This is a genomic window from Pseudomonas sp. B7, from assembly GCF_016735645.1.
GTDB classification, from domain to species: Bacteria; Pseudomonadota; Gammaproteobacteria; order Pseudomonadales; family Pseudomonadaceae; genus Aquipseudomonas; species Aquipseudomonas glycinae.
In genome coordinates this window covers 176,325-194,759 of record NZ_JAERRE010000005.1, presented here as the reverse complement: position 1 = coordinate 194,759, position 18,435 = coordinate 176,325, and the positions used below count along the sequence as shown (strand labels likewise).

Here is an 18,435-nt window from a genome sequence, read left to right as displayed (position 1 = left end):
AGCCGAAAACCCGCTGGCGACGGGGACTCTACCAAAAGGCCACCATCGACCCAAGGAAAAATCCCCGATTCATCAGGGTTCTAAGGGTTTCCCCTGCATCACCGGCGCCGGAACAACGGTCGCGGCTCGATCACCGAGCGCCCGTACAACACGCTCATCCCCGCCAGGCCCTTGAGCGCATCCTCGGCGGATTTGTCTTCGCGTACGGCGAAGCTGTCGAAACCGCACTGGCGCATGTGGCTGAGCTGGTCGCGCAGCACATCGCCGATGGCGCGCAACTCGCCTTTCCAGCCGAAACGACTGCGCAGCAGATAGGCCTGACTATAGGCGCGGCCGTCGCGAAAGCTCGGGAAGTCGAGGGCGATCAGGGGCAGCGAGGTCAGCCATGGCAGCAGGCTTTCGACGCCGTCGTCCGGGCCCAGCCAGACCGCGTGAGTCGAGGGTGATTCGAGCCAGTGGGCCAGCGGCAGAATCAACATTTCAGTGCTGTCAGCCGTTTCGGGCGAGCGGATCAGCGTCCACGGATCATCGAGCACGATCCGCGCCCCACTCGCCTCAATGCGCAACAGATTGTTCATGCCGACACCTCCAGCGCTTTCGGGTAGACCCGTTCCTTGAACGGCTCCAGTCCGATGCGCGCCACGGTATCGACGAACAGTTCTTCGGCCTCGCGATAACGGACGAAGGTGCCGATGATCCGCTCGATCACCTGCGGCACTTCGGCGGCGCTGAACGACGGGCCGATGACCTTGCCCAGTGCGCTGTTTTTGCCCTGCGCGCCGCCGAGGGTGATCTGGTACCACTCGCTGCCGTTTTTATCGACGCCGAGAATCCCGATGTTGCCGATGTGGTGATGGCCGCAGGCGTTCATGCAGCCGGAGATGTTCAGGCTGATGTCCCCAAGATCGTGCAGGTAATCGAGGTTGTCGAAACGCGCCTGAATCGCCTGGGCAATCGGGATCGATTTGGCGTTGGCCAGCGCGCAGAAATCACCGCCGGGGCAGGCAATGATGTCGGTCAGCAGACCGACGTTGGCGGCGCCCAGCCCCTGCTCTTTCGCCAGTTGCCACAACGCGAACAGCTCGGACTTGGGCACGTCCGGCAAGACGATGTTCTGCTCGTGGGCGATGCGGATTTCGCCGAAGCCGAAACGCTCGGACCAGTCGGCCACGGCCTGCATCTGCGCATCAGTCACGTCCCCCGGCGGCGCGGCCAGGCCCGGTTTGGTCGACAGCACCACGCTGGTGTAGCCCGGCACCTTGTGCGGCTGAACGTTGCGCGCAACCCAGCGGGCGAACGCCGGGTTCTCCGCCAGATGCGTGCCGAAATCCAGATCGGTGCCCGCCAATGTGCGATAGCTCGGCGGCACGAAGGCACTGGCGACGCGCTGGTATTCATCCTCGGTCAATTGCGCCGGGCCGTCCTTGAGGTGTTGCCATTCCTCCTCGACTTCCTTGGCGAACGCTTCGATGCCCAGCGCCTTGACCAGAATCTTGATCCGCGCCTTGTACTTGTTGTCGCGTCGGCCGTGGCGGTTGTAAACCCGCAGCACCGCCTCGACGTAGGACAGCAAGTGTTGCCACGGCAGGCCATCGCGAATTTGCAGACCGAGAATCGGCGTGCGCCCCAGACCGCCGCCGACGATCACTCGCAGCAGCATCTGGCCGTCACGACCGGGGTAAAGGTAGAGACCGATGTCGTGCATCATGATCGCCGCGCGATCCTGCTTCGCCGAGCAGATGGCGATCTTGAACTTGCGCGGCAGGAACAGGAATTCCGGGTTGATCGTCGACCATTGCCGCAGGATTTCCGCCAGCGGACGCGGGTCGATCAGTTCGTCCGCCGCGACCCCGGCGAAGGCTTCGGTGGTGATGTTGCGCACGCAATTGCCCGAGGTCTGGATCGCATGCATGTTGACCTGCGCCAGACGCTCGAGAATGTCCGGCACCTCGTGCAGCTCGATCCAGTTGAACTGCATGTTCTGCCGGGTGGTGAAGTGGCCGTAACCACGGTCGTAGTCCCGGGCGATGCTTGCCAGTGTGCGCATCTGCTCGGCACTCAGCGTGCCGTAAGGAATGGCCACCCGCAGCATGTACGCGTGCTTTTGCATGTACAGGCCGTTTTGCAGGCGCAACGGCAGGAATTCCTCTTCGCTCAACTCCCCGGCCATGAAGCGCTCGACCTGATCGCGAAATTGCGCAACGCGCTCGAACACCAGCGCCCGGTCGTAATCATCGTACTCATACATCGGCCTACTACCTCATCAGGAATTACATGAATTCCTGTGGGAACGGGCGAACCCGAGATAGCGCCAGTTCGCATCTGGCGCTATCTCGGGTTCGCCCGTTCCCACAGTATTTTCCCTGACTATGGACGAACGGCGCAGTGCACAACAGATTCACCTGAACGCATAAAAACCGTATCAGGGCGCGGCAGATGGCCGCAGGCAGCGCCTGGATCTGATCCGCATAAATGAACAATTCCTGAGCCTGTTTTGTTTCCGGTGGGGTTTCTACAGTGCAGCTCGTGCCAGACCGGGTGGCCTGGCAAGACTTTGCAACCGTGGATGAACTGACCATGAGCACAGCAACAATCGGACAGGCTTATAACTACAAGGTCGTCCGCCAATTCGTCATCGCGACTGTTTTCTGGGGTGTCGTGGGCATGGCGATGGGGGTATGGATCGCCTCGCAACTGGTATGGCCGGAGATGAATCTGGACTTGCCGTGGACCACCTTCGGCCGCTTGCGACCGTTGCACACCAGCCTGGTGATTTTCGGTTTCGCCGGCAGCGCGCAATTCGCCGCCAGTTACTACGCCGTGCAGCGTACCTGCCAGGTGCGGCTGTACTCGGACAAGCTCGCCGCCTTCACCTTCTGGGGCTGGCAATCGGTGATCGTGATCATGCTGGTCACCCTGCCGATGGGCTACACCACCACCAAGGAATACGCCGAGATCGAATTCTCCGGCGCCGTTTGGATGGCGGTGGTCTGGGTCGCGTACGCCATCGTGTTCTTCACCACCGTGGTGCAGCGCAAAACCAAGCACATCTACGTCGGCAACTGGTTCTTCGGCGCGTTCATTCTGGTGATCGCCATGCTGCACGTGGTCAATCACCTGTCGATCCCGGTGGACTGGTTCAAGTCTTATCCGGTGTACTCCGGCGCCACCGACGCCATGGTGCAGTGGTGGTACGGGCACAACGCGGTGGGTTTCTTCCTGACCACCGGGTTCCTCGGGATGATGTATTACTTCGTGCCCAAGCAAGTGAATCGGCCGGTGTACTCGTACCGGTTGTCGATCGTGCACTTCTGGGCGCTGATCACCCTGTACATCTGGGCCGGCCCGCACCATTTGCACTACACCGCGCTGCCGGACTGGGCGCAGTCACTGGGCATGGCGATGTCGCTGATCCTGCTGGCGCCGAGCTGGGGCGGCATGATCAACGGGATGATGACCCTGTCCGGCGCGTGGCATAAATTGCGCACTGACCCGATCCTGCGCTTCCTCGTCCTGTCGCTGGCGTTCTACGGCATGTCGACGTTCGAAGGCCCGATGATGGCGATCAAGACCGTCAACGCCCTCTCCCACTACACCGACTGGACCATCGGCCACGTTCACGCCGGTGCCCTCGGCTGGGTGGCGATGATCACCTTCGGCGCGACCTATCACATGGTGCCCAAGGTCTTTGGCCGCGAACGGATGCACAGCACGCCGCTGATCAACCTGCACTTCTGGCTGGCGACCATTGGCACGGTGTTGTACATCGCTTCGATGTGGGTCAACGGGATTACTCAGGGTCTGATGTGGCGGGCGATCAACGAGGACGGCACGCTGACGTACTCGTTCGTTGAAGCGCTGCAGGCCAGTCATCCGGGGTTTGTCGTGCGGTTTGCTGGCGGGGTGTTCTTCCTCAGCGGTATGTTGCTGATGGCCTATAACGTGTGGCGCACCGTGCGGATTGCCGACGTTGCACTCGCCCACCGTGAAGCGCAGATCGCCTGAGGCAGGGAGCCGGTCATGTTCGATATTTTCTTGAATGTGTTGGGTGTGGTGTTTCTGTGGCTGGCGGTGGAGTATTGCTTGCGGCATGAGACGAGCGAGAGCCTGGATGAGGCGAGTCTGACGCCGTTTGCCGATGATCCGGAGGTGGCGCGGCGAGTTGAGATGGCTACCGGTAAAACCGTGAAAGCGGTGGCGCCGGAGGTGGCGAAGCCGGGGTGGGTCAATCTTGAGATGTGAGGTGTGTCAGCCGAGCGGCCCCTCACCCTAGCCCTCCCGAAACGTCGGACCGCCCATAGGGAGAGGGAACTGACCGGGTTGTTTTTTCGAGTTACGCCGACCTGAAATATCGAGCCGAACTCAAAAATTGAAAAGCCCCCGATCTGCTCCCTTTCCGTCGAACTCAATATTGAAAACGACACAAATCTGCTCCCTTTCCCCCTCGCCCCCTTGGGGGAGAGGGCTGGGGTGAGGGGGTTGCTCTTGATCTTAGGTGCGGTCACGCGGAATCAAACTCTGTAACTGCTGCGCGAGAAAATTCGCATCGAAGGCAAAGGTATCCGGATCCTTCAACCCATTGGTCTTGCGCCACTGCCAATCACCATCGGGCAGCCCCACCAACGAAACACTCCCGTACCGCGCCGCCGTCAACCCCATCACCGCCAGCGAAATCTGCCCGCCACTGCCCATCACGTCCGGCACAAACTCCACCGGTTTGCCGGCAATCACGATGCTCAATTTTTCAGTCTTGAAGGTTGAGGTCTCAACCGGAATGCTCGGCCCGAACGCCACATAAGCCTCGCGACTGACCTCCAGCAAACCCGGCGCCTGCACCGGTTCCAGCCATTGCTGAATCTGTCCGAACAACTCGGTAATCCGGGTGGCCCAGGTCGCTGACTGCGTCTCGAACAATTGCTTCTTGTGCGCTTCGCTGTCGGCATAGTGGCGAAGCATCTCGCCCAGTTGCTGTACGTCGTCCATCTGATTGCCCTCGTAGAGTAGCGATACCGCGAAGGACGATCATGGCAGGTTCAGCCTCAGGACGTACGACCAAGCTCGGACGAGTTGACCGACGACTCTTCATGAAATACGACGAACGGCTGCTTTTTTCGGTATTCACCTGTCAGATCTGACAGTAGGCAGCGTCCACTCCATGAGCTTTGATAAGTGCAGTCGTTTTTCAAGTTGCACGACATGGAACTCTGGAGTTCTGAAATGAATGGCCCCAATGAAATCAAAGTGCAGGTCACCCGGATCGGCCCCACTGCGACCGAGGCGTCGAAAGGACTCTGGTTTCTCTTCAACAAGCACAGTGGAGATCAAATCATCTTTCCCTGGTTTTTGAGACTTACCCTTTTAAGGACACCATTGTTGGCCACAACAATTCCACAACTTGCCTGTAAAAAACCTGAGTACACATCATGCACAGAATAATTGGCGCAATGTTGATGACTCTGCCGGCTGTTTGCGCGCAAGCGGCAACTCCGCCGGACGACGTGCGCGCATCCGAGCTCGCAAACGCAGACAGCTACATCCAGAAAGTGGAGCGCTGTAAGAGTTACATCGCGAGCGCGCAATGGATCTACCGGAACTACGAGTGGGCACTTTCCATCAAGCCGACCGACTGCGCCAGACAAACGCCACCGGAAGGCACGGCCTATTTATGGGATGAACTCACCCGTGATTATTCCAACAGCCGTTACTGGACAAACACTCATGGCCTGCGCCACCAGTTGATCTGTCATCTGATGGTTGCCCGGAACAAACCTGAGTGGTACCTGGAGCCCTGGCGCCCTGACGTTGGACTTTCAAAAACAGTGGCAGAAGGCTGTAACCACGAAACGCCGTTACTTGAAGACGCGCCCTGAGCGCAGGCAACGGGGCCATGAACAGTAAGGGCGCAATGAATACAAAAAACATCTTCCTTGGGATTTTGTTTGCAACGCTTCTGGGTTGTACTCAAGTCGACACCAATCCACCGTTGCCGGTCGTGAGCAACAACCCTCACGCCGAAATGAGCGGACCTAAGGTGATCGAGTTGTTGAACACGCTCTACAACCGTAAATTTCCGAACTGCGATCAAAACAACAATCGACCTGCTTTTCTTTGTTCCGGGATCATCTTTCGAGTCACTGACAAGAACCCCGGCGACACGCACCATGTCTGGAACCCAAGCCCGACCTCAGTGAAAAACGGCGGTGTTTCGTTTTCCTATCTCAGGGCCGACTCAAAATTCGGCCGCCTGGCATGGGGAAAAGGCAACGGCTTCATGCTGTACCCCATCTTTGGCGCTCCCATCGACAAGATCGACCTTGATGTACTGTGCTCCTTCCCGATTGATGGCTGGACCTGGAACCGGACGACACCCTGCGGTGCTCATGCCTCGTTTCCCGCAACAAGCCAGCGCTGCCAGAGTGCCGGGGTTTCCACCGCCGAACAATGGAAAAACGTATGGGACACCTCACCCGACAGTCATCACATTCGACAATGCGGATTTGACGTTTCCGAAGCCACCGGCAAACCGGCGGGAGTGCCCTTCTATCAATCTGTACGAGCAAGGGGAATGCTGAGCCAGATGCCCGCGCATTTCTCCGAGCAGAATGAAATCGTGATCAAGACCTGGCCACAGAACCTGCAAAACACACTCCCGCTCATGGCGTTCTTTTTCGTGGCCGGCGGCACCAATACTGGTCTTGCCGAAGCACAGGGCAATCAAAAGGATTTTTACGACTCCACAAACCCGAAGATCTGGGTGCCAGTGATCCGCCTGTTTCCGCCGGCCACACCTGCCACCGAGGCAACGTTCCAGTACGTCGATGCGGACCAACTGGTCAAGCCGTAACCCGACGCAGCCGCGCCATGCTCAGGGTGTCGACCCATTGCCCGTCACGCACGGCGTAATCCCGGAACAGGCCTTCAGTCTCGAAGCCGAACTTGCGGTAAAGACCGATGGCCGCCTCGTTATCGGCATACACCGAAAGCTCGACCCGGTGCAGGTTCATCCAGTTGTCGGCGACGTCCAGCGCCGCCGACAACAGCTTCGAACCCACACCCTTGCCCTGCCACGCCACCGCAACAGCCATGCCGACACTGCCGGCGTGGCTACGGCGAATTCGCGAAAAAGCCTCCAGCCCGAGATGCCCGATCACCGCACCTTGATGCAGCGCCACCAGTTTCACCATCCGTTCGTTTTCGGGCATCAGCCGCTGGCGCCAGATCTCGGCAGACTGAAACGGCATCTGCAGCACCTGCCGGGTCACGGCCGGGTCGTTGTAAAGCGCGGTGACGCTTTCGACGTGGGACTCGCTGAAGCGTTCGAGGTGAATGGCGGGGTTGTGCTCAGGCATGAAAGATCCCTCCTGGATCAGTGCGTGGCCGGTCACTGTAAACCGCTTCTTCACGGATTCGCCATGACTGTTTAAAGCCGTTGACCGAAACGTCCGGCAAGCCACAACGGCTTGCGCCATTGCCTACGCATCCGCCAGAATCCGCCGGCTTGTGCGCCTTGAGGGCGGGCTCTATCGTTTCCGGGTCGCTGATGAATCAGCGATCGGGTTTAGCAGCTCGGCAATTCTCAAGGCACGCTGGTTTCGCCATTTCTGTTTTATGGCGGCTTGCGTGGGGCACTTCGGTGCGCCGGGATCCTTGAGCCTGGTCTGCTAACCCGCGTACAGCCGCCACCCCATTCGTTTAGCAGCGGTGGATGACGGCTCCATTTCTCAAGGAGCTTCACCATGATCAAACCAACACCCAACCCACCCGAAACCGACACCACCTCGCCCTACGAATCCCTCGATTCAAAGACCTTCCACGAAGCCGCCGAACGCGCCCTCGATCACTACTTCAATCCTCTACTCCCCAGAAAACCCCTGCTCAAACCCAACACCCGCTACCTCATCGCTCCCGGCATCGACAGCGAAGAACTGCTGGCCGACGCCTGCGAAACCCTGACTTCGGCCAAAACCATGGCCACCGACTTCGCCGGGCTGGTGGACGGCTCGCATCGGCATGTGCTGCTGGGCATTGCGCAACTGATCATGCTGGGTGAACTGGCGGTAAATCGGGCGCTGGATAATCTGGAGTTGAAGGCCGAGGCTCCGCTATAGCCTGATCGCCTGATCGTTCCCACGTCGAGGCGTCGAACCGTCCGCGTGGGAATGCAGCCCGGGACGCTCCGCGTCCCTCCCGGAGCTGGAACGCGGAGCGTCCCTTGAGGCATTCCCACGCGGACGCTTTCGACGTGGGAACGATCTAAGAAAAATTACTCGAACCACTCCTGCCGCTCATTGAAAGTGCGTTGAATCAACTCAACCAACGTCCGCACCTCGCCAGCCTCCTGCGATTCACTGTTCACCGCCAACCAGGCCTGCAACCGCATCGCCTCGTCAAACAACCCCGGCAACGCCACCAACCCGCGATCAAACCGGCTCATGTACATCGGCAGCAAACCAATACACGCGCTGCACCGGATCATCTCCAGCATCAGTTCATAAGACTGCATCTGCACTACCCCGGCCAACCGCTGTGCGACCAGTTCATTCCACGGTCGAAAGCTGTCGATCTGCCGGTCATGCTGCCATTGCACCAGCATGAAATCGGCGAGGTCGTCGGGGCTTTCCGGGCGTGCAGTCACGCGGGAGTAACGCTTGGCAATGTGTGGCTGGTATTCCAGTTGCGCGAGGCGTTGCGGTTCGCTGGTGGCGAAGGTCGGGCCGGGGTGCGGGGTATCGCCGTGGGCGAGCCACAGCACGATGTCGGCGCTGACGGCGCGCAGGGCCAGTTCGCTGTCGAGGGCGATGATCTCGAGGCGCACGCTGGCGTTGCGGCGCAACAGTGCGATGAGGTCGCGTCCGAGGATGTCATGCAGGATCGATTCGGCGACGGCCAGCCTTATCAGGGGTTGCTCGATCACCGGGAGTTTGCGCTCGTGAGCCAGGGCGATCAGTTGCGCCTGCAATTGCTGGCCTTCACGGGTCAGGCTCAAGGCGCTGCCCTGAAAGCTGAACAGCGCACATTGCAGTTGCTGTTCGAGTTGCGCCAGTTGTTTGCGCAGCAGGGTCGAGCGCACGTTGAGGCTGCGGGCGGCTTGCATGAAGCAGCCGCAACGGGCGCTGACCAGAAAATATTGCGCGACGTCGCCGTCGAGGGTCGCCGCTTGCGCCAGCCAGGATTCTTCCTTGTCCCGGGGCCAGCGGAAATCGGCGCTGCTCGGTCGTGCTGCGGGTTCGGTGAATGACATCGATGACTCCCTGTCGATCTTTGTTTTGGTGTGCCGCGCTTAGGGTTTGGTCTCCAGCACCTTATTGAGCTCGGCCCCGTCGATACTCAGCGTTGCGGTGTTGAGCATGCCGTCCAGATAGGCCTGGGCGATCTGTTCCTGACGCTGTGCCCGCAAGGCCTGGGTCAGTTGGTCACGCAATTCGTCGAGGGTCGCGGTGCGGGCCGGTTGTTGCTCAGTGAGTTTGATCACGTGGAAGCCGCCGCTGCTTTGAACGGGATCGGAAACCGCGCCAACCTTGAGCCGCGCCACGACACCACGCACTTCCGGCACCAGTTGCTGCAACGGTTGCAGGCCGGTGTCGCCGCCGCGCTCAGCGGTGAGCCGATCCTGGGAAAACTCTTTGGCCAGGCCTGCAAAGTCCGCCGAGGTTGCCTGGGCTTTCTTGCTCAACTCCGTCGCCTGCTTGCGCACCGCCTCAAGATTCTGTGGTTCGTTGACCCCGAGGAAAATCTGACTGACCCGATACAGCGCCGGCGTCTGCCAATTGGCCTTGCCCGCGTCATACGCCTGCTGCAACTCTGCAGCGCTCGGATAATCGGCCGGCACTTGGCTCACCGACTGCAAATAGTCGCGGAACACGATCTGTTCGGTGGCGGCACGGGTTTGCCGAACCACGTCCGGACGCTGCGCCCAACCCTGGGCGTCGGCCTGCTCCAACACGGCTTTTTCAGCCAGGCGTGAACGAATCCAGCGCTCCAGCGCCTCACGATTACCGCGCAGTTGCTCGCGGGTTTGCGGTGGAACAGCCGCCAGCAACGCCTGCAACTCCTCCGGTGAAACCTGCTGATTGCCCAACCGCGCCACCGCAGGCCCACTGTTCGCCGCAATGACCGGCGCCGGTTGCTGGGCGGCGACCGGGTCATTGCCCGGCCGCACCACCAGCGCCACGGCCACCACCAACAGCGCCACCGCAGCGGCGCTGATTACCATGGCAGGTTTTGTCACAGCGCGACTTCCTCTTGCTCAATTTTTGGTGCCTGAGCGGCAGCAGCGTTCTGGGTGAAATCACGCAGGTACACGATGAATTCCTGAAGCAGGCGATCCCACAGCTCCAGGTTGCCGCGCAGGTAATCGCTGCTCACGCCAGCGGCCACCACCACGTCCATTTCCATCACCAGAAATTCGCCCTGCAACGACAACCGGGCAAACCGGCGGGTTGCGTTCCACTGCTCGGCCACACCGGCCGGCAACTCGCCCTGCACGCGCAAGGCGCAGCTGAAGGTGAAGTCGACGTAGCTGCCCTGCTCCGCCACCGCCGGGTTGCCGAAACGCACGGCATAACCGATGCCCTGGCTGGCGCTGAGCAACTGGACGATGCCGTTCTGTTCGGTCTGGTTGACGCGGTAACCGGCGGCTTGCAGAACGTCGGTCAGGGATTGCGGAGATACGTGGGAGATCAATTGAGTCATTACTTCTTCCTTGTCCATGAGTCTTTTAATCAGTGCGCGATCGCAGCTTGCGGCGCATCGAATTGAGTCTTGTACAGTTCGTCGCCAAAGCCCTGAGCCAGTTCATCGAACTTGACCCGGGCACTGCCGGCGAAGGGCTGGCGGATTTTCATCACCTCGGCCACATCGATGTTTTCGTAGGCGGTGAGAATCTGCTTGGCCACGCCGTACATCTGCTGATTCTTGACCGAACATTGCTGCACTTGTGTGTCACGTTCAGTCAATTGCGCTTGAAGCTTAGACCGTTCTGCCTCTTTGGCACGGGCCATGACCAACAACTCGTCATAGGCTTTCTTGTATTTGCCGGTCTGCTCGTTGCTGGCCGCGACTTGCGCCTGGGCCTGGCTGTGCAGGGCTTGCTGCTGCCCGGCCAGTTGCTCGGCGAGGCCTTTGGCCTTGGCCAGTTCGGCGGTCAATTGCTTGATTTGTGCCTGCGCAGCCTTGGCTTCGTTCTGCGCCGCCAGTTGCGCGGCGCTGGCCTGGGCCTGCTGGCTTTGCAGGGTTTGCAGTTGCTGGGTGGTGCTGCGCAACTGGGTGCGCAGGCGTTCCTCCATGCCTTCGGCGCTCGCCCCGGTGGCGATCAACATGCCGAGCCCAAGCCATAAACAGCGGATTTTCATAACCCTCTCCCGGCGCCTTAGAAGCGCGTGTTGATCTCAAGCTGCATGACGTCGATGTCGAACGGCGCGCCATACACCGCCTCCGAACTCAGCCAGCGGCCGGTGGCGTAGACGTTCTTCGCAAGACCGTAATTGCCCCCCAGAAAGTAACCCTTGGCGTTGGTGCCGCCGAGGTGGAACGACGAATCGTTGAAGCCGTCCGGCAAGGCATCCGGCTGGATGTACTTGTAGCCGGCGAACAGGTTCCAGTCGCCCTGCTTCTTCAGCTCCAGCGCGTTGCCGAGGGTGAACTGGACCATCCACGCATTGGCGCCGCTTTCGATGTTGCCGTTGCTGTCGAGGTTGTTGACCAGTTGTCCGGCCGAACGCTTGCGCATGTCGCCTTCGTCGTAACCGAGGTTGTGGATGTAGTTGCCCTGGCTGCGCAGTTTGAAGTCTTCCGGCAGGTCGGCGTCCCACACCACGTTGAGGTCCAACAGGTTGAATTCGGACGCCAGGCCAACGAATTGCGGTTGCGGCGTGGTGGTCGGGTTGAGCGGGTTCGGCGTGATGTCACGCAGCAGGAACACGCTGTTGCCCTTCTGCATGAATGCTGCGCGGGTGCCGTCGCTGTCGCAGCCCGGCGCGCCGGCCCACGGTTCGCAGGGGCTGGAACGCTGACCTTCGATGTCGTCGAAACGGTAATAGGCCAGCGCGCCTTTCAAGCGGTTGTTGCTGTTGATCGCCCATTTGGCGCCGATCTGCGCGCCGTACAGCCATTTGTTATCGCTTTCTTCCTTGTCGAAGCCGTTGCTGGTGGTGGTGTCGTTGGTGTAGTCCACCGGGAACGCGCCGACGGTGCCGAACACGCCCCAGTCGCGGCTGAGCTTGTGGTCGAAAATCGCCGCCACGCCGTCGAAGTTCAGGTCGTTGGAATACAGCATGTCGGTGGACATGAACGGGTTGGCGAAGCGGCCACCGGTCAGCGTCAGCTCCTCCGACGGCTTCCAGGTCAGGTAACCCTGATCGAGCCAGATGTCCTTTTTCGAGAAACCGCCGCCGAGGTTCTGGGTGGTCGACACCGGGTTGTTGTCCGAGCCGGTGCCGATGCGGATGCCGGCGGTCCATTGCGGCGAAATCTCCGCTTTCATGCCCAGGCGGGCGCGCAGGCGGAACAGGTTTTCGCGGTCTTCGCGGGTGTTGAGCAACGGCGGCAACGCGGTGCTGCTGTTGGGGTTCACGTCGTACGGGCCGTTGTTGTTGAGTTTGGCGAAGTCGACGATTTCGTTGCTGTTGCTGCCCGAGTAGTAGCGTGATTCGTCACGCAGACGGATGTCGCCGTCGAAGCTGATGCGCGACGCCCAGTCCGGGAAGGTGTTGGGCGCGGCCCAGTTTTCCTGCTTGGCGGTGGCCATGACTTCAGCCTTGACCTGATCGCGGATCTGGTCGCGCACCGCCGCCGGCACGTATTGCACCCGCACATCGCCCGGTGCGGCGACCGGCCCGGCGGCCACAGCGGTGGACGCCGCAGCCTGCTTGGCCTGGGCCGCTTCGTTCTGGGCCTGGGCGATCAGTGCGTCGGCCTTGTCCTGTTTCAGAATGCCCTGCTCGACCAGCAAGCGGATCAGATTGATCGTGGCGTTCTCCGAGGGCGCAGGCGCTGCCGCGGCCTGACCGACCAGGGTCGCGATGACCATGCCGACCGCCAGGGACAATCGATTCACGTTGGAAATCATCTGCACACAACTCCTTTTCATACAGCTTTATGAATTCGGTTAACCCGGACGCCGCCCTTGCAGGGACATGCGCACAGGCAAGGTGATGGAGGCCGGTGGCCGTTCGCTTAACGCCGGCGCATTGCGCAGCGCGGCGAGCACTTGCGTATCGATTTCGGGGTTGCCGCTGGACTTGATCAGCTCGACCCGGGTGATCTCGCCGACGCTGCTCAGCCACACATCGGCCTGCAGCGAAAACGCGAGGTTGCGCAGATCGGGGTTCTCGCGCAGCAGCTTCTGGAAAGTGAACGCGAGGAACTGGCTATAGGTGCCGTTGCCCAGTCGCCCACCGCCGGATCCGGCCATGCCGCCGCCCTTGCCCGCGCCGATGTTGAACGCGTCGCTGCCGCTCTGGGCGTCGCCGTCGATTTGCATCGGGTTGGCCAGATCGTCCGCCGGCGATGGCGGCGCCTCTTCCTCGGGTTTCACTTCCTGCGGCTCGGGCGTCGGCTCGGGCTCGACGATTTTTTCTTCCACCGGGGTTTCCGGCTCCGGCGGTTTTTCCGGCGGCGGAGGTGGCGGTGGCGGCAACGGAATGATCGTCGGCACCTTCGGCGCTTCCCGGCGGATGCCGCTCATGTCGTTGGCCCACTGCCACAACAGGAATGCCGCGACGGCACCCAGCAGCAGCCCGGCGCCCCACTTCACGTAACGCAGTGGCGACTTCTTCACCGGCAAAGGCTCGATTGGCAGTTGTGCAGTCATCACTCAGCCCTGCGTCGGTTTGCCGGTAACGAGACCGACCTGGGACAGTTCGAGCCGGCGCAGCAGATCCAGCACTTCGATGACTTTCTGGTACTGCACCGTGGCGTCGCCGCGCACGATCACCGGGAAGTCCGGGTTCTGCGCCTTCTCGATCCGCAGGCGCTCTTCCAGTTCAGGCAACGTGACCGGATAGGCGTCGAGGAACACCTGGCCGCCGTCGTTGACCGAAATCGCCTTGGTCTTGGCTTCGGACAACGACACCGCGGCGCTGGCCTTGGGCAGGTTGATCTGGATCCCGGAGACCTGCGCGGTGGCGGTGAGGATGAACATCACCAGCACCACCATCAGCACGTCCACCAGAGGCGTGATGTTGATGCTGTCCACTGCGGCATCTTCGTCATCGTCGTGGGAGGCATTTACGGACGCCATGTCAGTGCTCCTCAGGCCGGTACGGATTGGTTGGCGTGATGGCCGCGCTGATGCGCCGCTTCACTGGACTGGCCTTCGCCGTGCATCTCCGCCAGACGGGTGATGAACTCGTCGACGAACACGCGCATGTCGGCGCTGACTTCCTTGTTGCGGGTGATCAGGCGGTTGTAGCCAAACAGCGCCGGGATCGCGACGAACAGACCCATGGCCGTGGCCAGCAACGCGGCCGCCATGCCCGGCGCGATGGCGTTGATGTTGACGTCGCCGGCCATGGCGGTGCCGAGGAACACCACCATGATCCCCAGCACCGTGCCGAGCAGGCCGATGTACGGGCCGCCGGCGATGGCGTTGGACAGGGTCGAGAGTTTCGAGCTCAGTTGCTGGTTTTCACGGGTGCGCACGCCGTCCATCGAGCAGCGGATCGCTTCGATGGTTGCGGCGGAAACCGACGAGGTATCGGCGCCCTGCTCGCGGCGGGTGCGGATTTCTTTCACGGCCACCAGATACAGGCGCCACAGCGACGAGTGCTGCAATCGCTGGGCGAGTTGGGTGTCGTCGGCGAACATTTCCAGGCGAGTACCGACCTTGGCGAACTGCACGCGGAAGTCTTCGTTGGCGGCGGTGACACGGCTGAGGGTGCGGTTCTTGCGCAGCATGATGATCCACGACTGGAACATCATCAGCACCAGCACCGCGATGATCACCCAAGCGTCCACCGGCACCGCGTTGAGCAGGAAGCCGAGGCTGCCGAAACCGAAGCCGGACTGTTCTTCATCAACGCCGTAGGCTACCAGTTTCGATTCAGCGCCCTGGGAGGTGGCGTCAGCCAGCAACAGCGGCGCCGGACGGGCGACTTTCGACAGGCGCAGTTCATCGATGGCGCCCACGAACGGTTGGAAAGGACCTTCGTGCAGATCGGCGCCAATAGCCATGACCGAGTTGAACGCCGGCATTGCCTGAGCCAGTGCCGCACTTTCGCGACCGTTGATGTACAGCGTCACTTTTGCGCCTTCGGCGGTCAGTGCGACGTGCTGCCATTGGCCCGGATTCAGCGGCTGCGTGGCAACGGCGCGCTGGCCGTCGATGTCCACGAACGGCACGCCCTGATTTACCCCGACCAGCAGGCTGTTGGCGCCTTCGCGGCGGGCCAGGATCAGTTGCTCGCCGTTGGCCTGGTCCAGTCGCAGCCAGGCACTGAAGGTGAACGCGCTGCCAGCGTTGTGCTGCAACGACGGACTGGCCGGTAGCAGCAGCGGCTGGCCGCTGAACTGCAAGGCACGCCCGACTACGCCGTCAATCGCGGCGCCGGTCGCGCTCTGCGCGGTGTTGCCGTAAGCGGTGGTGTCTTTGGCCGGAGTACCGGTGGCGCCGTCGAAGTGATAGAGCGCGGTGTAATTCGGATCGAACGTCAGTTGGCCGTTGCCGGTCGCCGGGGCCTTCTGGTTGCCGTAGTACATCCAGATGTCCTGACGCTGACCGCCCTCGACATTCGGCACATCGACCCAGATCTGCGCCATGCCCATCAGCGCGTCGAAGCTTTCGATCTGATGGTTGAGCACGGTCTTGTCATCCGCGGCGACGAAGCGCAGGTCCGAGCCGTCCTCTTTCACGCCGTCGAAGGTGAAGTTGCCGGTGTGCAGGCGCACCAGCAGCGCGGTGCGGCCCAGGGCCTGATTGATCGCGGCGCCTTGCGGCGTGGTGTCGACGGCGATCTGTTTGCGGTAATGCCAGTCGTCCTGCCACCAGGCTTGAGCCGTGGCCGGGAGCACGAAGCCCAGGCAGATCAACAACGAAAGGAATAGGCGCTGCATGAAAAGTGCTCCTGTTAGAAAGTGGCCTGAAGGTTGAAGTGCAGGCGCGATTCCTGTTTCGAGGTGTTCGGCCCTTCGAGTAGCGGGTAGCCCCAGTCGAGGCTGCCGGACAGCCATTTGCTCAGGCTGGCGCGGGTGCCGAGGCCGACGCTGGCCAGGGCGTAATTGGCGTCCTGGTCCGGCAGTTCGTCGCGCAGATAGAGTTGCGCACCTTCGGCGAAGGCGTAGAAGCGCCAGTCCTGCATCCAGGTGCCGGCGTACTTGGCCAGTGACGGTGTGCGCAGTTCTTCGCTCAGCAGGAAGCCGTCATCGGCGGTGCGTTCGGCGGCCAGATAACCGCGCACCGAAGTCGCGCCGCCGGCGGAGAATTGCTCGTTGGAAACCAGCGGTCCCGATGCCAGCTGGAACGCGGCTTTGCTTGCGCTCTGCCAGTCGCTGTCGAAGGTCCAGGTGAAATTGGTATCGCCCTTGAGCACGGCGAAGCTCGGGTTGGCGCGGTAGCGTTTGTAGTCGAAGTCTTCGTCGGAACTGCCGTAGCCGAAGATGCTGCGAGTGGCCGCGACCAGGCTCAGGCCGAGGCCGAGCTGGCTCTTTTCGGTGTAGCGATAGCCGTTGTAGGCGAAGGTGAACGGCGCGTACTTGAGCGGCACCTTGTCGCTCTCACCGGACAGGGTCAGGCGCTCGTCGAAGTCCTTGAAGTCGATGCCGGCCGACAGCGAGTTCGACCAGTTGCCGCTGGACGGGATCGTGTAGATCGCCGCTACGCCGTAGGAATGGCCCTTGCCGAGCACGTTGCTGCCGCCGAGGGTGGCGACGTTGCTGTCGGACTGGTAACCGGAGAACTGCACGCTCCAGCGCTCGGTCAATGGCGCGGTGTACGAGCCGGACCAGACCTTGGCGTTGTCGGTCTCTTGCGGGGCGGTGAAGAACGTCAGGTTGACGCTGTGCCCCAACTGCCAAAGATTGTTGTAGCCGAGGCTGGTGACGGTGCGCAGTTTTTCGGTGTCGGCGCTGTAGTCGTTGTTCAGCCCGACGCTGGCGGTCCACGGGTTCTGGTCTTCGACCTGCAAGTCCACGTCCATGGTGCCGGGGCGCTGGCCTTCGCGCACCAGCGGCATCACCTGGCGGCCCGGGGTCTTGTTGAGTTGGGCCAGTTCGCCCTGGACCTTGGCGAAGTCCGGCACCTCGCCTTCCTTCAGCGCCGGGACGTTGTCGCGGATATCCAGCGGCGAATAGTGTTTGGCGCCAACCACACGCACCCGGCCGACCTTGGTTTCGCTGACTTGCAGGTAGACGATGCCGTCGGCCACCGCCTGCTCCGGCAGTTCGACGAACACCGATTGATAACCGCGCTCCTGATAGGCCTTTTGCAGGGCATCCCGCGCGCCTTCGATATCGCTCAAGGCTTTTTGCGGGCCGAGGAACGGGTACACCGCTTCTTCGATCGCCCGCGCATCGAGCACGGTGTTGCCGCGCACGAAGTATTCGTTGACGTCCACCAGACGCTGCGCCGCTGCGTTCTCGGCCTCTTCGGCGAACGCCGGCTGCGCGCCGGCCGTCACCAGCAGCCAGCCCCACAGCGCCAGCCGTGACGTGAAAATCTGCTCCACACTACCCCCTGAAATTCGCGATGACCTGTTGGCGCTTTTGCGCCTTGCGTGTGCGTCAATGACTGGCGTTGTTAATTGCTGACGTGCGAGGCCCCGGTGTGCTTGCCCAGCCAGGTGTGCAGCAGCGCGAAGTTCAGCGAGAACTCGGGCATTTGCAGCAGCGCGCCGCAGAACACTTCACCGATGATTTTCTGGATGAGCTGCACCGCACGCGGCTCGTTGAGCAGCGTGGCGATGTCGCGACTGAGGACGTTGAAGCTCCAGACTTTCTGGTTCAGGCCAAGGCCGACGAACCAGCGAAACAGCAGGTTGTAATTGAGCTGTTCGTAGAGCTGCTGCTCGCTGGGCACCGAATACAGCAGTTGCAGCAGCAGGATGTGCATGACCGTCTGCGGGGCGATCAGCATGCCGGGTTGGGCATTGAGGTCGTGCAGGAGATCGCGGTGGGCGTCGAGCAAGTCATCGATCTGCGGGCGCAGCAGCACCAGCGAATGCCCCGGCGGAATGTAGCTGGAGACCTCCTTCAAGGCGCCCTGCCAGTCATCCTGCGAGACGATCCAGACCCACGGCGCGCCGTAGCGATACACCGAAACCGGCTTCTTGCGCGCGGCTTCGACGATCTTCGACAGGCGTTGATCGAGTTCCTGCATGCCCACTTTCGAGTAGCGTTCCATAGTCCCCATTGCCTCACTCCCGGCGTCCCGCCTCGGCTTGTGAAAAGCGCCCCTCAGGGCCCCTCAAGCGCGTTACATAGGCATGACCGGACTGGCGATGT

At 61.3% G+C, this 18,435-nt stretch carries 19 protein-coding genes; 5 read left to right on the top strand and 14 right to left on the bottom strand.

The genetic code is table 11. The features are described 5' to 3' along the window. Positions 1 to 98: 98 nt before the first annotated feature. Both JKA62_RS13980 and JKA62_RS13975 read right to left on the bottom strand, forming a co-directional pair. Positions 99 to 578 carry a DUF934 domain-containing protein gene (locus JKA62_RS13980; RefSeq protein WP_201818298.1) on the bottom strand — a complete coding sequence of 160 codons (480 nt, stop codon included), beginning with the start codon at positions 576 to 578 and terminating at the stop codon, positions 99 to 101. Beyond that, positions 575 to 2,248 (bottom strand): nitrite/sulfite reductase, encoded by a 1,674-nt coding sequence (locus JKA62_RS13975; RefSeq protein WP_201818295.1) that lies wholly within the window; start codon positions 2,246 to 2,248, stop codon positions 575 to 577. Before JKA62_RS13975 ends, JKA62_RS13980 begins: the two co-directional genes overlap by 4 nt. Positions 2,249 to 2,577: 329 nt before the next feature. Between JKA62_RS13975 and ccoN the strand changes: the two genes are divergently transcribed. Both ccoN and JKA62_RS13965 read left to right on the top strand, forming a co-directional pair. After that, positions 2,578 to 4,005, top strand: a complete 1,428-nt coding sequence (ccoN, locus tag JKA62_RS13970) for a cytochrome-c oxidase, cbb3-type subunit I (RefSeq protein ID WP_201818293.1) — start codon at positions 2,578 to 2,580, stop codon at positions 4,003 to 4,005. Positions 4,006 to 4,020: 15 nt separating this feature from the next. Next, positions 4,021 to 4,242 (top strand): hypothetical protein, encoded by a 222-nt coding sequence (locus JKA62_RS13965; RefSeq protein WP_011333930.1) that lies wholly within the window; start codon positions 4,021 to 4,023, stop codon positions 4,240 to 4,242. Between the two features lie 249 nt (positions 4,243 to 4,491). Here JKA62_RS13965 and JKA62_RS13960 read toward each other — a convergent pair whose 3' ends face one another. Then, positions 4,492 to 4,983: a hypothetical protein gene (locus tag JKA62_RS13960; protein ID WP_011333929.1), complete on the bottom strand. Its 492-nt coding sequence runs from the start codon at positions 4,981 to 4,983 to the stop codon at positions 4,492 to 4,494. 461 nt (positions 4,984 to 5,444) lie between these two features. On the opposite strand from JKA62_RS13960, the gene JKA62_RS13955 reads away from it, so the two are divergent. Next, positions 5,445 to 5,870 carry a DUF2599 domain-containing protein gene (locus JKA62_RS13955; protein WP_011333927.1) on the top strand — a complete coding sequence of 142 codons (426 nt, stop codon included), beginning with the start codon at positions 5,445 to 5,447 and terminating at the stop codon, positions 5,868 to 5,870. Positions 5,871 to 5,887: 17 nt separating this feature from the next. Continuing rightward, positions 5,888 to 6,844 (top strand): halovibrin HvnC, encoded by a 957-nt coding sequence (locus JKA62_RS13950; protein WP_236676532.1) that lies wholly within the window; start codon positions 5,888 to 5,890, stop codon positions 6,842 to 6,844. Here the strand turns inward: JKA62_RS13950 and JKA62_RS13945 are convergent. Further along, on the bottom strand, positions 6,834 to 7,349 hold the full coding sequence (locus tag JKA62_RS13945) for a GNAT family N-acetyltransferase (protein WP_011333925.1): 516 nt from the start codon (positions 7,347 to 7,349) through the stop codon (positions 6,834 to 6,836). The two genes, JKA62_RS13950 and JKA62_RS13945, sit on opposite strands and share 11 nt — an antisense overlap. A gap of 387 nt (positions 7,350 to 7,736) precedes the next feature. On the opposite strand from JKA62_RS13945, the gene JKA62_RS13940 reads away from it, so the two are divergent. Next, the gene (locus tag JKA62_RS13940; protein WP_039772362.1) at positions 7,737 to 8,108 is read left to right on the top strand and encodes a DUF6124 family protein; all 372 of its coding nucleotides are present in this window, start codon (positions 7,737 to 7,739) and stop codon (positions 8,106 to 8,108) included. A gap of 155 nt (positions 8,109 to 8,263) precedes the next feature. Here the strand turns inward: JKA62_RS13940 and JKA62_RS13935 are convergent, their stop codons facing one another. From JKA62_RS13935 to JKA62_RS13890, 10 genes are all read right to left on the bottom strand, one after another. Further along, positions 8,264 to 9,241, bottom strand: coding sequence for a LysR family transcriptional regulator (locus tag JKA62_RS13935; protein ID WP_011333924.1), 978 nt, complete (start codon positions 9,239 to 9,241; stop codon positions 8,264 to 8,266). Positions 9,242 to 9,280: 39 nt separating this feature from the next. After that, complete coding sequence (locus tag JKA62_RS13930; protein WP_041475253.1) at positions 9,281 to 10,228, bottom strand: peptidylprolyl isomerase; 948 nt, start codon at positions 10,226 to 10,228, stop codon at positions 9,281 to 9,283. Beyond that, positions 10,225 to 10,692, bottom strand: coding sequence for a YbjN domain-containing protein (locus JKA62_RS13925; protein WP_201818290.1), 468 nt, complete (start codon positions 10,690 to 10,692; stop codon positions 10,225 to 10,227). The genes JKA62_RS13930 and JKA62_RS13925 overlap by 4 nt, the downstream gene beginning before the upstream one ends. A 29-nt stretch (positions 10,693 to 10,721) precedes the next feature. After that, positions 10,722 to 11,351 carry a DNA repair protein gene (locus JKA62_RS13920; RefSeq protein ID WP_201818287.1) on the bottom strand — a complete coding sequence of 210 codons (630 nt, stop codon included), beginning with the start codon at positions 11,349 to 11,351 and terminating at the stop codon, positions 10,722 to 10,724. Between the two features lie 17 nt (positions 11,352 to 11,368). Then, positions 11,369 to 13,066, bottom strand: coding sequence for a putative porin (locus tag JKA62_RS13915; protein ID WP_011333920.1), 1,698 nt, complete (start codon positions 13,064 to 13,066; stop codon positions 11,369 to 11,371). A 39-nt stretch (positions 13,067 to 13,105) separates the two neighbouring features. Continuing rightward, positions 13,106 to 13,810 (bottom strand): energy transducer TonB family protein, encoded by a 705-nt coding sequence (locus tag JKA62_RS13910; RefSeq protein WP_011333919.1) that lies wholly within the window; start codon positions 13,808 to 13,810, stop codon positions 13,106 to 13,108. Positions 13,811 to 13,813: 3 nt separating this feature from the next. Continuing rightward, the gene (locus JKA62_RS13905; RefSeq protein ID WP_007955109.1) at positions 13,814 to 14,239 is read right to left on the bottom strand and encodes an ExbD/TolR family protein; all 426 of its coding nucleotides are present in this window, start codon (positions 14,237 to 14,239) and stop codon (positions 13,814 to 13,816) included. A gap of 11 nt (positions 14,240 to 14,250) precedes the next feature. After that, positions 14,251 to 16,050, bottom strand: a complete 1,800-nt coding sequence (locus tag JKA62_RS13900; RefSeq protein ID WP_201818284.1) for a DUF2341 domain-containing protein — start codon at positions 16,048 to 16,050, stop codon at positions 14,251 to 14,253. Between the two features lie 14 nt (positions 16,051 to 16,064). Next, complete coding sequence (locus JKA62_RS13895; RefSeq protein WP_011333917.1) at positions 16,065 to 17,660, bottom strand: ShlB/FhaC/HecB family hemolysin secretion/activation protein; 1,596 nt, start codon at positions 17,658 to 17,660, stop codon at positions 16,065 to 16,067. 71 nt (positions 17,661 to 17,731) lie between these two features. Beyond that, positions 17,732 to 18,343 (bottom strand): transposase, encoded by a 612-nt coding sequence (locus JKA62_RS13890; RefSeq protein ID WP_080511013.1) that lies wholly within the window; start codon positions 18,341 to 18,343, stop codon positions 17,732 to 17,734. Between the last annotated feature and the right edge of the window lie 92 nt (positions 18,344 to 18,435).